The sequence below is a fragment of the Pseudoalteromonas sp. T1lg122 genome (assembly GCF_002964825.1).
In the GTDB taxonomy this organism is placed as follows: Bacteria; Pseudomonadota; Gammaproteobacteria; order Enterobacterales; family Alteromonadaceae; genus Pseudoalteromonas; species Pseudoalteromonas gelatinilytica.
Map to the genome: position 1 here is coordinate 234,371 of NZ_PQCG01000032.1, position 14,767 is coordinate 249,137.

A 14,767-nucleotide genomic window follows, 5' to 3' on the forward strand; every position below is an offset into this window, starting at 1 on the left:
TTCTTAAAGTCGATATCTCAAAGTGGGGGCGATTAGCTATAAAGCTTATGCGCCCACTTAGTTAAGCCAGCAGTTACACTTCCAAAGTGGTCCCCGTTCAGCATAGTAATGTCACCTAAATGGGCCTGTAACGCAGCCTTGATAAGCGGTGATTGCGCACTACCACCCGTTAAGTAAATGACATCAGGCGTTGTGCCTGCCTCTTTGATCGCTTGTTTCGCTAAGCCCACTATCTGGCTTATCGAGTCATCAACAGCTAAGGCTAAATCTTTCAACGTTAAACACTGTGTTAGTTCTGAATCTAAGAAATGCAAATCAGTAGTAAATTCATTCGCTGACGACAATGCAATTTTTGCCGCTTCACCTTGCTGCACTAATTGGTGACCTTGCTTATTTTGCTGCAATTGAATTAAGCGTTTAAATAGTCCTGGCTCTTTAACTTCACGCAGCTGGGTCAATAACTCTCGATGATGAGCATCACTATAAAACTGGCTTTGTAGGTTCACATCATTGATTTTACACGCTTGCCAAAACGGTTGATTCGGAAGCGGAAGACCCGATTTAAACTCTGTGCCTAAACCAAGCAATGGCATTAAACCATGAAAGCTCAGCGCAATATCTAAATCATTCCCCCCCACACGCTTACCACTGTGGGCTAAAAAGTCATTGTCACGGCACTGATTTGCACGGAAGCTCGGCCCCATTTGTACAAATGAGCAATCGCTAGTACCCCCGCCAATATCGACAACTAACACTTTTTGGTCTTGCTGTAATGAGGTTTCATAATCAATTCCCGCAGCTAATGGCTCATACAAAAATGAGACCTCTTTAAAGCCTGCACGTTTTGCCGCTCGCTCTAATATGCCGAGCGCTTGTTGATTAGACTCTTCACCACCAACTGATTGAAAGTTTACCGGTCGCCCAATGACCGTTTCGGTTAATGACTCTTGCAGTGATTGCTCGGCGCGTTGTTTTATTTTTAAGATCATCGCCGTAGCAATGTCTTCAAAGAAGTTAATTTGTCCTTGCTTTAAGCCCACGGCGCCAAAAAATGATTTAGGTGATTTTACAAAGTAACCTTCTTCAGGAAATTGCACGTATTCACTGATCGCTTCTCGCCCAATAAATAAGGTGTCATCACCAGCTTGAATATCTAAATCGGATTTAATGCGAGGGATGGTATTTAAAAGCGCTTGACGCTCAGTTTTAAAATCCTGCTCAAATGGGCTGCCAGCAAGGTGTTTTGCTACAAAATCAACCACTAAAGCACTGTGATGAGTATAGAGTGTTGATGGTAAATATTGTTTGCCTTGCTCAAGGGGCACTAAAGACACTTGTTGCTCATTATCCATTACACCAATTGCACAATTTGAGCTACCGTAATCAAAGCCTGCAAACATTCTAACACCTATACATCAATAAAAAGGCCGCGAAATTTACCACAGTCGCAGCCATTTTTGAATGACACTATGGCCTTTCATGTAAAAAGCTTGCAAAGCGTGGCAAACCATTTTTAGTAAAACCATGATATTTATAGGTAATGGTACTTCCAATTGCGGGAGGTGATGTTCTTTGCTGATCGGTAAATCCCGAACCAATTTTAAATTCTAGCCCGTCACTGTTTCGAACTTTGAGTGCACCAAGCATATTTTTGTACTTTCCTTTTCCTGCGATGTAACCTACCACAACCGCTTCGGCATCAAGGTAGGGCTTTAATTTTAAAAGAGCATCACTGCGCCCTGCACTATGCTTAGCACTGGCTAGATGCAGCATCACACCCTCAGCACCTTGTGCGATTAGCTCATCCATAAATAAGCTCAGTTGCGTGTTCTCGTTAAAGTGCTTTTGCTCAACAGCTTTAATATGCTCGCTGTTCAGCTGACTGACTAACCGTGCGTAATTTTCAAAGCGCTGACTAAATGGCGTTGTCGCATCCGGCATATCAAATATCATATAACTGACGGTTTGCCATTCAGACTCTACAGGTGTGACTTTGCGAACGATACCGCTTAGGTTGGCAAAGTCTTGACGCTTAGTCCAAAGCTCTCCATCAAGCCAAACATCTGGCAGCGGCGCAGTAAACCACTTGGGAGCATAAATTGGGTTACCGTTCCGGGTTACTAATTGACTCCCCGTCCAAATGGCCCGAACACCATCATATTTTTCACTAACTAAATAATCGCTTACATTAACCTTTTCGGCTTCATAAACGTTCGCTAAGAGGACTGAAGGAGCTTGTTGTGCTTCGGCTGAAATGCCGATAAATAACGTGATTGCGCACAGCAGCGCGCGAGTGAGTATAACCATCATTGCTTCCTTGCAAATGTGTGAGTATTAGTTGGCTATTACTAGTTAAAAATAGCTACTTAATAATAGCTGCTTAGAATTGCCACTTAATTATAGTTTAGTTTGTAGCCATTTGAAAAACTCGCTCAAATCAGCAAACACACCCGCGGCTTTACTAAAATCATGCTCTAACGTGAAATGATTCGGCACCGCATACACAGCAACTCCAGCATTACTCGCAGCAGTGACGCCGGTGAAAGTATCTTCGACTGCGACGGCTTCATTGGCCATGATATTTAATGTATCAAGCGCTAATTGGTATGGATCGCCAGCAGGTTTGGGATTGTTAACATCATCTTTGGTAACGACACAATCAAACCAATCAAAAATGCCATAGCCCTTTAAAATAGGATAGGCTTCATCTTTTGCACTGCCTGTTACTAATGCCATTTTTAAACCACTGGCTTTTACTTGCTCTAGCACTGCTTTTGCGTGAGGCATGTAAGTGGGTAAATTACTGCTAACAAAACGCCCAAACGCAGCGTACTTTTCATCCGTTAACTGCTCTGGGCTGATAGTAAGCCCATAATTTGTAACGACCTCTTTAGCGGCTTCAAGGGTGGGTCTACCAGAAAAGCGTTGGCAAAACGTGGCTTCATCATATTGCACGCCAAAAGGGGCTAATAAATCATTCCAAATATTAAAATGCACACTTTCAGAATCCACCAAGGTGCCATCCATATCAAACAATACTGCTTTTAAAGTCATCCTCATTCCTTCAAAGTAAAAAGGTGCCAAAGGCACCTTTAATTATGATTATTCTGTTAAACCCGCAGGTGGCTCAGCAAATGCTTCTTCGCCGGTTTCAACATCAACCAGCTCGTAGCCACGTTGCTTTCTTACCACTTTTAAAATCGGCTTAGAAAACGCTGTTTTTAAACGATCTGCATCTGCTTCAAGTTCTTCGACTGTATTACCAAATGGTGCAGCACCGGTTTCTGACCAATTAGTCACTTTACCATTTAAGTTATATTCAACTTCGTGAATTTGATATTGTGCTGCTTCATCTTTTGTTGCTTCACAAAAAATTACACGGTAGTTCCAAAATCCAGCCATAGCTATTCTCTTTCTCTTAAATTAATCCTGCCACTTTAGCAGTTACCAACGCGATTATAAACGAAAAAACCCGCTATACAGCGGGTTTTAATAGTACTTATCTTTCAGCTTAGAAGAAGCTTACTTTGAACTCAGCACCGATGTAACGCTCTTCGTTCACCATAGCTGTGTTGTTATTGAAGTCGATAGCACCGATTGATTGCTGCTCGTCGAACATGTTACGTACGAATGCTGACACTTCATATTCGTAGTCGCCTTCTGCCCAAGCATAACCTGCACGTAGACCAACTTCAGTTAATGGCTTGCCTTCAAACTCAACTGACTCATATAAGAAGTAGTTGATTTCGCTACGATAAGACACGTCAGCGTAAGTGAAGAATTCACCGTCAGCAACTTCGCGGCTATAACGTAAAGTTAAGTTTGAGATCCACTCAGGTGCGTGCGGTAGGCTGTTACCATCAAGAACAGCTTGACCTGCGCTGTTTAATGAGTTTGTAACAGTACACTGTGCACATACGTCAACGGCTAAGTCTTTATCTTTAAGCTCAGTGTTGTTGTAGCTTAAGTTAAATGTAGCGTTTAGGTTGTCAGTTAATACCCACTCAGTGTCTAACTCAAAACCGTAACCAGTTGTCTTATCAGCATTAACTAAACGGTTGAAGTTTGCACCACCACCTACAGCTGTTAATTGTTGGTCATCCATTGTGTAGTAGAACACAGTTGCATTTACACGACCTTGGCCGTCAAGTACGTCTGATTTGATACCTGTTTCGAATGACGTCACAGTTTCAGACTCAGCAACAGTTACTTCGTCACCGAATAAGATACGACCTTGAATACTTGGTGCACGGAAGCTGTTAGCAACACGTGCGTACCAGTTTACGTCATCGTTGATCTTGTAGTTAGCAGATAAATCCCAGCTAACGTGGTCGTCACTTGGGTTTTCTGTAAGGTATAACGCACTACCACCAATTGGGCTTAAAGTACGGTCTGCTGAGAACTCTTTCTCATCATCTGAGTAACGAAGACCCGCAGTGATTTTTAGATCATCAGTGATTGTGTAATCTAATGAACCGAATACCGCCCACGCTTTAGTATCTTGTTGCTGGATAACATAGCCGTTTAACTCACCTGGCGTTGAACCATAAGTGTCGTAGCTGAAGTTTTCGATTGTTAGCGCTTCGTCAAAGTAGAAAACACCTACTTGGAAGTTAACGTCGCCAGCATAGTTGCTAGATAAACGAAGTTCTTGCGTGTATTGGTCTTGATCTGGAATACCGTCAGCACTTTCAGAGTAGAACGGGATAAAACCTGGGCCCATATCTGGTAAGTAGCTTGCACCGTAACCACCGTCAATGTCAGCGCGAGAATAGATTTCAGCACTTTCCCATGCAGAGATTGAGGTAAGAGTTAAATCGTTGATATCCCACTCAAGCTTTAAGCTTGCGCCTTGAGATTCAACTTGCTGTGTCGCACGAGAAGCAGCATCGTGGTAAACCACATCGTGCTCATAGTTATCAGCTAAATCGTTTGTGCCTGCTTTGATAGCGTTACCACGGAATGCGATTGGCGTACCGTCCATATCACGTACGTGATAGTTGAAAAGACCTGTGAAATCGTCACCTTCATATAAGAACTGAACACGTGCCGCTTTTTCAGTGTAACCACCTAATACGTCATCTTGTTCAAAACCAGGAGCACGGTTATCGATGTAATCGTCTTTTTCTTGCCAAAGTACAGAAACACGCGTTGATAAACGGTCTGTTAAGCCACCGCCAACAGCACCTTCAAAATCAACTGCGCCACGGCTACCGTAAGATACTGAACCATAGCCTTCAAATTCTTGTGATGGTTTTACTGTATCAAATTTAACAAGGCCAGCTGGTGTGTTACGACCGAATAAAGTACCTTGTGGACCACGTAGAACTTCTACACGTGCAACGTCAAATACAGGGAAACCTTTTAAGATTGCGTTCTCTTGAACAACTTCGTCTACAACTAGCGAAACTGGTTGAGAAGCATTTAGGTCAAAGTCAGTGTTACCTAGACCACGAACATAAAAGCGTGGGAAAGAACGACCAAACGAAGATTCGATTGATAAGCTAGGGATTTTCGCGTTCATGAAACGAATATCCATACCAGCTGAGCTGTAAGCATCTAAGCTGTCACCTTGTAATGCAGATACAGCTACAGGTACTTCCTGTGCGTTTTCTACACGTTTACGAGCGGTGATTTGAATAACTTCTAGTTGGTTGCTTTTTGCTGCTGGCGCTTCGTCTGCAGCAAGAGTTGAAAATGAAGTACCTGCTACGGCAGAGAACAACGTTGCATTGATAAGTGTTGCTAACGTAGATCTTTTCATTGCTTTCATGTCGGGTTTTAACCTTTTTTATGCACTCTTATTCAACGGTGATGATGTTGCGTCAATTCATTTGACGGGCTCGGCCAATTTTTCGCGCCTTGTAATAAGCTGCGCGGACCTCTAGTTCGAGAGTGCAAAACGAGATAAAGAGGCTGAACGAACGCTGACGATTATAACACTTTATGACACTTTTACTGCATTAAAAATTAGAAATATACAAATTTTTTACAACAATTAGCGGCAACATCGCCGCATTTAGAAGATTTTATGCAATTATTTTTCACTTGAGCGGACATATGTCCTGTTCATCCGCATGCAACAATGTGTAGACATTATGTACAAATGAGAGTCCCTTTCATTTACCCCTTTTTTAGCAACTAATCAGTCACACGTGCGAATTCTGGATTAGCTAATTCACATTCGTGCTCATTCAATAAGCCTAAGATTGCTAAATTTAACTCTTCAATTACTTCCATATAAAAAGCAAAGTCGACGGTCTCTACGTAGCTTAGTACATCCACTTGTAAAGCCCAAGGTGTGAAGCCTTTAAAGCGAACACGACATGGTTCAAAGGCAATATGTTTATGTTGCTCCAAAAGCTCTCTTACAGCTTGCATAAACGAGATTAAGTTTTGTTGTTTGGTATTGGCGTTGAGCATCAATTTTGGTCGATAAGAAATACGCTCTCTTTCAGAGACGTTCTCAAGCTGCATATCTACAAACTTTGCATTCGCCACATAGATAACCGAGCGATCAAGGGTTCGAATTCGCGTAGCCCTTAAGCCTATTTCTTCAACGGTGCCCAGGTGGCTGCCAAACTTACATAAGCTGCCTATTTTCACCGGTGCAGAAATATAAAGTGTGATTGCAGCAATGATATTCTCAACTGTTTTTTGCGCAGCAAGGGCGATAGCAAGGCCACCAATCCCTAACCCCGCTAATAATGTAGTGGCATTAAACCCTAAGTTTTCAAACCACATAAATAACAACGAAATAACAATCAGTGTTTTAGCTACATTACTAATTGGTCGTAATAAGAATACCGCTTGTGGCTTGTCTTGCTTGATAAAACGCTGACTTAACCTGTGCTTGGCGAGATCGACAGCCCTTAAACAAATCCAACCCCATGCAATTAATAATACAGTTGCACCATGAAATAGCGCCATCACTGCTATGGTGACATTAGATTGGTCGTTCAGTGAGCGCGCCATAAGTACTGCAAGCAACAGGCTGATCGGGCCATTAATGAAACCAATGACATCTTTTTCTACAGGTACTTTTAAGTGTGCAAGAATAAACGTAATTAAACGGGTAATAATAATCGCGATTGCCAAAAACAACACAAAAGAGAAGGCAAAATATATCCACTGCCAAAGCATCACACCTAAAAACTCAATATCAGGCAGATTATCGTACAACCACTCACCGACTCGGTTATAGCCATACTCTTTAGTGAGCAGAGGAATTTGACTCACCGTTGCATTCGATATCTTCCAGATCCGATTACCTGTTTTATCATCCGGCACTATTTGCAATAAAATTTGCACCTTGCCTTGTGATGTACTGATTTCTCCAATCAGATCACGATAACTAGGTACGCTTTCTTTTTGTTTACCTTTAGGCTTGTTACTCAAGCTATCAACATCAACCCATAAGGTACGATCCAGCACCACCGATAAGTTTTCTGCAAGCTGAATTTTGCCAAGCGCCTCAACTTCTTTCGGTAAGTTACGGTAATCAAGATATTGGCTAGCACGTTCAAAATCGCGAGCGCGGGTTGCTTTTAAGTAGCCTTGCATGGAGCTGCGAGGCGTAGTTCGATCAAAGGCATCATAGGGTAAGTCATCTTCAAGAGGCTCCTGCACCTTTTCCGTTGTAGCAGGTGTATTCGCTTCAGGCTCTTGCTTGGCCGGCTTTTGTTCGGCTTGCTCTTCCTTGTTGTCTTTATCAATTAAGGATTTAACGGTCACTTCTGGGGTGGTTGTTGCCCATAAAGGCGCATTAAACAACAGTAAAAAACACACTACTAACGTGCTAAATTGCAATGAAAACTTAGTCGTACTACTGTTCACACTTAATTCCTTGTCCGCAAAAACTTTTTAACGCTGAAAAAATCATCTAATTAAATTAGAGCATGGTTTGTGTAACTGTACAAAAAATAATTAAAAATCTTTGCAAGTAAGCGCTGAAATGTTAGTTATAGAGAGACTTAAGCAAAGGATACTATTATGCAAATCTCAAGTTCACTGATCCCCCATTGGTCATCATTAATGATCCACGGTGCCATCGCCATCGTTTTTGGCTTGTGTGGTTGGTTTGCCCCTGAAGCCTCATTAGCGATTCTAATGTTTATATTTGCCGCTTACTTTTTTGTCGATGGTGCCATTAGAACATGGTTAGCTATTGCTTCAAAAAACGAAAATCCGCTTTGGTGGATGCTATTAGTGGGTGGTTTAATCTCGATTGCCGCAGCCTTTGTAACGCTATTCGCCCCAAATGTAACGGCCATATTAATGCTTTACTTTATAGCCGCATGGGCCATTGCTATTGGGGTTATTGAAATTGTTATTGCCAGTAAACTACGAAAAGAAATCACGAATGAGTGGCTATTGATTGGCAGCGGTATTATATCGATTATTTTTGGTGGTTATCTGATATTTAACCCTGGCGCGGGTATCATTACCCTACTGTGGCTGGTTGCAACCTATGCCGTCGTATTTGGCATAATGATGGTGTTGCTTGCCTTAAAGCTGAAAAAGCTCAATGAACAAGCATAAAAAAAGCGGCTAAGCCGCTTTTTTTATTTTTGGCTGTTACGCCTTGTTAAAGCTATCTCACCATCGATATGAATATCGCGCTGCGGGAATGCAATAGTAATGTTATTTTCGGCAAATACCTTATAAATGCTAAAGCGCAGCTCACTGCGTACTTGACGAAGCGGTGCTTCTGATTCAGCGCACACCCAGAAAATAGCGCTAAAAGTTAAAGAGCTATCAGCAAAGTCATCAAATAACACAGATGATGCAGGTGTTTTTAAAATAGCAGGATGCTCATCTAGAATTTGCTTCATCAGCTTCTCAACAAGCACAACGTCTGAGCCATACGCAACACCAACATTTACAAACGAGCGGGCATTACGGTCAATTAAGGTCCAGTTAGTGACGGTATTTTCTAATAATTGGCTATTTGGTACCAGCATATGCACACCATCGTTACGACGGATACGCGTTGAACGGGTATTAATTGTCTCAACCACCCCTTTAGCTGTACCTACTTCTAAAAAGTCACCGATTCGAATTGGACGCTCCCACATTAATATCCAACCACTAATAAAGTTATTGATAATGTTTTGCGCACCAAAACCAACACCGATTGCAATGGCACCTGAGACAAATGCAAACGCTGTTAGCGGAATGTTGAGTACCTCAAGCGAAGTAAACACAAGCACAGCGATGGTCACAACAAGGTAAATACGCGTGAATAGATGAACCGTATCAGGGCCTAGGTTTTTTGCCAGTAATGCTTTTTTTATTAATCGACCAATCCAGGTGACCACAAACCACATTAAAAACAGCACCAAAGGCACTTGAATTACTTTAAGTACGGTAATTTGCACATCGTTATAGGTGAACAATACAAACGATAATGCAGATTGCAGATCAGCAAGGGTCATAAATTAACATTCCTAGTAAAAAATGAGTTTGATTCAGTTGTGACTAAGTTTAGCACGGCATAATAGGTGAAAACTTGGTAAATACTAAGTTCTTTATGCGCAATATGCGCTAATTATTAACTGTTTTAGACCATAACTGCTATATACATAGAGAGAGCTTGAGGTTTCACAGGCTTTGAATAGCACGAGGAGAACACAATGTCACAAATGACACTCACACAAAAACTTGCAACTTTACAACCTTTGGTTGATCTTAACTTATTTGAATCAAGCTTAGAGTATCGTAACCGAATCCTAAATTTACTTGCTGAGCAAGAGCACTCACTGACTTTAATTAACAAAGAGTTTGGTAACGCCATGCCAGAAAACTTTGGCTCAGAGAAAAAATTTGTATTGGGTTATAACTAACCTATGGTGATTTATTACCAGCAGGATTTAAATTGGCAGTGTGCGCCACTTTATTACTAAGCAAGCCATTGATACACAATTGATGGCTTTTTACACATTTTTATCCCTCAACAGCTTTATTTGCGTTCAAATTCCCCATTCAGACGACAAACTTGATTGTTTCTAGCCAAAAATTTGGTAAGTTAAAAAAGATTTATCCACTTTTTTGGAGCTCTCATGCGTAAGACCTTAGTAGCAACTACAATTGCTAGTGTGCTTTTATTATCTGCTTGTAGTTCGCAACAAGCCGACACTCAAACTCAAGTTGAAACTGCCGCTGAAACACAAACAGCCAATGTTGAAAACGTTCTTTTCAAGCCAAGCCCTTTACAATATATGGCTCCTGAGTTTGATAAAATTTCGACCAAAGACTACGAGCCAGCGTTTGAAGCAGGGATCGCTCAGCAAAAAGCTGAAATTGCAAAGATTGCAAACAACCCAGAACCAGCAACATTCGAAAATACCCTTGTTGCAATGGAATTATCGGGTGAGTTACTAGACCGTACTTCTGCAGCATTTTTTAATTTATCGGGTTTAATCTCTGACAGTGAGTACCAACGTATCGCCGCAAAAATGGCACCCGTTATGTCTGCTCACACAGATGATATTTACTTAAACAAAGCATTATTTGCTCGCGTACAAAGCATTTACGACAACAAAGCCTCATTAAATGCTGAAGATCAACGCCTTGTTGATTATTACTACAAAAAGTTTGTTAATGCGGGTGCAAAACTAACTGAAGCTGAAAAAGCAAAAATGCGTGAAATCAACGCAGAGCTTGCCAAGCTTTCAACGATGTTTTCACAAAACATCTTAAAGTCATTCAAAGAAGATGTGATTTTAGTTAAAGATAAAAGCGAGCTAGCGGGTTTATCTGAAGGCGAAATCGCAAGCCTTGCGGCCGCTGCTGAAAAAGCAGGTAAAGAAGGTTACATGATCACACTCGTGAACACGACTCGCCAACCTATCTTACAAAGCCTTGAAAACCGTAAGTTACGTGAAAAGATTTGGACTACATCGGCAACACGTGCGCAAGCGACAAACGGCCCTATCATCATCAAAGAAACCAAGTTACGCGCAGAAAAAGCAGCATTACTTGGCTACAAAGATTGGGCTTCATATGTAATGACTACACGTATGGCGCAAACAACTGATAACGTTTACGGTATTCTTGATGACTTAGCGCCGAAAGCGGTTGCTAAAGCAGAAGCAGAAGCAGAGCAAATTCAACAAGTAATCAAAAAATCAGGTAAAACGTTTGCGCTTCAACCTTGGGACTGGGCGTTTTACGCTGAAAAAGTTCGTCAAGAAAAGTACGACTTAGACCCTGCTTTAGTTAAGCCTTACTTTGAAATGCAGTCAGTGATCCACGACGGTCTATTCTTTGCGATGAATAAACTTTACGGTATTACGTTTAAAGAGCGTAAAGACCTACCGGTTTATCACGAAGATGTCATGGTATTTGAAGTATTTAACGAAGACGGTAGCGCTATCGGCCTATTCTACATGGACCCTTATGCACGTGAAGGTAAACGTGGTGGTGCGTGGATGAGTGCCTATGTTAGCCAAAGCGGTCTTAAAGACACGATGCCTGTGATCTACAACGCGCAGAACATTCCTAAGCCAGCTGAAGGTCAACCTACACTCATGACTTTCTCTGAAGTAACAACGATGTTCCATGAATTTGGTCATGCTGCGCACGGTTTATTCTCTGATGTTAAATACCCAAGCTTAGCAGGTACAGCCACTGCTCGTGACTTTGTTGAATTTCCTTCACAAGCAAACGAAGACTGGAATATTGAACCGACAGTACTTGCAAACTACGCCAAGCACTACAAAACAGGTGAACCAATTCCAAAAGCGTTACTTGCGAAAGTACTTGAGTCACAAAAGTTCAACCAAGGCTTCGATACAACTGAGTACTTAGCGGCGGCACTGCTTGATATGGAATGGCATTCATTTGGTGTTGATGCTGATATCACTGACGTACAAAAGTTTGAACATGATGCATTAGACAAGCATGGTATTGCATATTACCCAGTACCACCGCGTTATAAGTCTTGCTACTTCAGCCATACCTTTGCCGGTGGTTACTCAGCGGGTTATTACGCTTACCTTTGGACTGAAGTTTTCGCAGCAGATGCGTTTGCACATATGACTGAAGAAGGTGGTTTAACACGTGAAAACGGTGATAATTTCCGCAAAGAGATATTATCAAAAGGTAACAGCCGCGACTTAATGCAAAGTTACATTGAGTTCCGTGGTCAAAAACCAACAACAGACGCACTATTAAAGCGTCGTGGTTTAGTTGAATAATCACACTGTTGTTTAGAGTATGAGGGGTAACCCTCATACTTTTTAAGTATCAATTAAATTTTCACCCCACTTTTATTCCTATTCACCTCAAAGCCATTGTCAGTTAACTCGTTTTTGCTAATCTCAAAGAAAAACACGAGTTCACACATGAAAAACGCTTTACTTTTAGGACTTTGCTCAGCTTTAGCTGCATGTTCATCACCCCCAGATCAGCGCGCTGACATCGTGATAGAAAACGCCCAAATTATTGATATGCAAACTGGGGCTATCGCAGCAAAGCAATCTCTTGCCATTCGCGATGGAATTATCATCAAACGTAGCGATAAACCTTTAAGTAACCACTATCAAAGCTCAACATTGATTGATGCAAAAGGTCAGTATGTAATGCCTGGTCTATGGGATATGCATGTTCATTTTGGCGGTGGTGATGAACTTATTGAAGAGAATAAACAGCTCTTGCCACTATATTTAGCTTACGGCGTAACGACCGTTCGTGATGCTGCGGCTGATTTAAGTGAATCTGTACTTAGCTGGCGAGAACAAGTAAAACAAGGTCAGTTAGTGGGCCCAACTATTTTCACCTCAGGCCCGAAATTAGAAGGTAAAGGGTCTATTTGGCCTGGTGATTTAGAAGTAGAAACGACTGAAGAAATGCATGCTGCAATGGATCTGTTAGACAGCATGGACGTTGATTTTATCAAAATTACCGACAGCGCTTTAACGCCTGAGCTTTATCTAAAGGCAGTAAAAGAGGTTAAAAAACGGGGTTACCAAATTTCGGGTCATATTCCATTTTCATTGTCTGTGACTGATGTCTCCAAGGCGGGGCTTGATGCTATTGAGCATATGACCTATATGCTTAAAGCTGCGGCTAAAAACGAAGCGGATATTTCCGCAAAGGTTGCCTCAAAAGAGCTGAGCTATCGCACTGCGCTGCCCATTATCACCGCGCAGTTTGATGAACCAACAGCCATTGAGAAGTTTACGGTTCTTGCTAACAACGACACCGCCGTGGTGCCAACCTTGATCGGTGGCAAAATAACGGCTTACATTGATGAAGACAATCATCAAGACGATGCCTATTTAGATTATTTAGGTAAGGGTTTAAAAGCGACGTATCAATGGCGAGTTGATAGAGCGAACAAAGACACCCCTGCACAAATCAAACAGCGCAAAGAGCGTTTTATTAAAACCGCACAGTTACTCCCTATCGCCCAACAAGCAGGTGTGAGCATTATTGCAGGCACAGATGCAGGTTTTTTAAATTCGTATATTTATCCGGGGCTTTCTTTACACCAAGAACTGAGTATTTTTACTGAATATGGCCTAACACCACTGCAAACGCTGCAAGCTGCAACACTCGCGGGACCTAAATTTTTAAATAAACAACAGCAATACGGTGCACTTAGTGAAGGCAAAGTAGCCGATCTCATTTTGCTTTCAAAAAACCCGCTTATTGATATTCGTAACACACAAACACTAAAGGGTGTTGTCTCGCACAGCACGTTTTACGATAGCAACGCACTTGAGCGATTAAAGCAACAAGCCAAAGCCTTTGTTGCAAGCCAACCCTAACCCCCCCATTGCCCATGACCGCGTATTATCCGTCATGGGCAATTTTAATTTTCAGCCATCTCATATACACTGCCCTTTTTTGCACATAACTCGAATAACATGACCTACTTATTTGCTGTAACCCTGCTTTGGGCCTTTTCGTTTAGTCTTATTGGTGTTTATTTAGCAGGCCAAGTGGATGCATGGTTTAGTGTGTTAATGCGCATTGGCTTGGCAACTTGCGTGTTTTTGCCCTTTTTACACTGGCGTAAAACCCCTAAAGCCTTAGCACTAAAGCTCATGGCGATAGGCGCAGTACAACTTGGTGTGATGTACAGCTTCTATTACCATTCGTTTTTGTACCTTAGCGTGCCCGAGGTACTGCTATTCACGGTAATGACGCCACTTTACATCACTTTGTTAAACGATTTGCTTGAAAAGCGTTTTAATGCCAAGTTTTTATTCGCCGCATTACTGGCTATTTTAGGCGCCGTTGCTATTCGCTATGAAGGCGTCGATGAAAACTATCTCATTGGTATGTTAATGGTGCAGGCTGCTAATATTTGCTTTGCCACTGGGCAAGTCACCTACAAACGTTTAATGCAAGATGAGCAACTCCCCCACTCTCGGGTGTTTGCTTGGTTCTTTATTGGTGCTTTAATAGTCGCACTGATTTGTTACGGTTTATTTGGTGATACCAGTAAGCTACCCACCACAACGACACAATGGGGCGTGCTAATTTACTTAGGCACAATTGCTTCAGGGCTTGGTTATTTTGCTTGGAATAAGGGCGCGACCATCGTCAATGTAGGTGCCTTGGCTGTCATGAATAACCTCCTGATCCCAGCCGGGATCATCGTTAACATTGTGATATGGAATCGTGATGCCGATATCATCAAGCTTGCCATCGGCGCAGCGATTATCTTATTAGCACTTATTATAAATCAGAAACTTAATAAAACTGCCATGGAGCAATGATAGGCTAAACTCTATTAGATTAGAGGAATGCTGTT

At 41.9% G+C, this 14,767-nt stretch carries 12 protein-coding genes; 5 read left to right on the top strand and 7 right to left on the bottom strand.

Going from position 1 to position 14,767, the window contains the following annotated elements; all coding sequences use genetic code 11:
• Nucleotides 1-32: 32 nt before the first annotated feature.
• The 6 genes from yegD to C2M33_RS13630 form a co-directional block, all read right to left on the bottom strand.
• On the bottom strand, nucleotides 33-1,400 hold the full coding sequence (gene yegD, locus C2M33_RS13605) for a molecular chaperone (RefSeq protein WP_063700273.1): 1,368 nt from the start codon (nucleotides 1,398-1,400) through the stop codon (nucleotides 33-35).
• A 67-nt stretch (nucleotides 1,401-1,467) separates the two neighbouring features.
• The gene (locus tag C2M33_RS13610; RefSeq protein ID WP_105174666.1) at nucleotides 1,468-2,307 is read right to left on the bottom strand and encodes a DNA ligase; all 840 of its coding nucleotides are present in this window, start codon (nucleotides 2,305-2,307) and stop codon (nucleotides 1,468-1,470) included.
• A gap of 90 nt (nucleotides 2,308-2,397) precedes the next feature.
• Nucleotides 2,398-3,054, bottom strand: coding sequence for an HAD family hydrolase (locus tag C2M33_RS13615; protein ID WP_063700276.1), 657 nt, complete (start codon nucleotides 3,052-3,054; stop codon nucleotides 2,398-2,400).
• A 48-nt stretch (nucleotides 3,055-3,102) separates the two neighbouring features.
• Nucleotides 3,103-3,402 (bottom strand): hypothetical protein, encoded by a 300-nt coding sequence (locus tag C2M33_RS13620; protein WP_054551791.1) that lies wholly within the window; start codon nucleotides 3,400-3,402, stop codon nucleotides 3,103-3,105.
• 109 nt (nucleotides 3,403-3,511) lie between these two features.
• On the bottom strand, nucleotides 3,512-5,773 hold the full coding sequence (locus tag C2M33_RS13625; protein ID WP_063700278.1) for a TonB-dependent receptor: 2,262 nt from the start codon (nucleotides 5,771-5,773) through the stop codon (nucleotides 3,512-3,514).
• 368 nt (nucleotides 5,774-6,141) lie between these two features.
• Nucleotides 6,142-7,836 carry a mechanosensitive ion channel family protein gene (locus C2M33_RS13630; protein WP_233999203.1) on the bottom strand — a complete coding sequence of 565 codons (1,695 nt, stop codon included), beginning with the start codon at nucleotides 7,834-7,836 and terminating at the stop codon, nucleotides 6,142-6,144.
• A gap of 156 nt (nucleotides 7,837-7,992) precedes the next feature.
• On the opposite strand from C2M33_RS13630, the gene C2M33_RS13635 reads away from it, so the two are divergent.
• Nucleotides 7,993-8,541, top strand: a complete 549-nt coding sequence (locus C2M33_RS13635; RefSeq protein ID WP_105174667.1) for an HdeD family acid-resistance protein — start codon at nucleotides 7,993-7,995, stop codon at nucleotides 8,539-8,541.
• A 23-nt stretch (nucleotides 8,542-8,564) separates the two neighbouring features.
• Here C2M33_RS13635 and C2M33_RS13640 read toward each other — a convergent pair whose 3' ends face one another.
• The gene (locus C2M33_RS13640) at nucleotides 8,565-9,437 is read right to left on the bottom strand and encodes a mechanosensitive ion channel family protein (protein WP_063700282.1); all 873 of its coding nucleotides are present in this window, start codon (nucleotides 9,435-9,437) and stop codon (nucleotides 8,565-8,567) included.
• A gap of 198 nt (nucleotides 9,438-9,635) precedes the next feature.
• Here C2M33_RS13640 and C2M33_RS13645 point away from each other — a divergent pair, with 198 nt between their 5' ends.
• From C2M33_RS13645 to C2M33_RS13660, 4 genes are all read left to right on the top strand, one after another.
• Nucleotides 9,636-9,845 carry a hypothetical protein gene (locus C2M33_RS13645; protein WP_063700283.1) on the top strand — a complete coding sequence of 70 codons (210 nt, stop codon included), beginning with the start codon at nucleotides 9,636-9,638 and terminating at the stop codon, nucleotides 9,843-9,845.
• Nucleotides 9,846-10,061: 216 nt separating this feature from the next.
• On the top strand, nucleotides 10,062-12,200 hold the full coding sequence (locus tag C2M33_RS13650; RefSeq protein WP_063700285.1) for a M3 family metallopeptidase: 2,139 nt from the start codon (nucleotides 10,062-10,064) through the stop codon (nucleotides 12,198-12,200).
• 147 nt (nucleotides 12,201-12,347) lie between these two features.
• The gene (locus C2M33_RS13655; protein WP_063700286.1) at nucleotides 12,348-13,775 is read left to right on the top strand and encodes an amidohydrolase family protein; all 1,428 of its coding nucleotides are present in this window, start codon (nucleotides 12,348-12,350) and stop codon (nucleotides 13,773-13,775) included.
• 99 nt (nucleotides 13,776-13,874) lie between these two features.
• Entirely contained in the window at nucleotides 13,875-14,732 is an 858-nt protein-coding gene (locus C2M33_RS13660; protein WP_063700288.1) for a carboxylate/amino acid/amine transporter, read from the top strand.
• Nucleotides 14,733-14,767 lie beyond the last annotated feature (35 nt).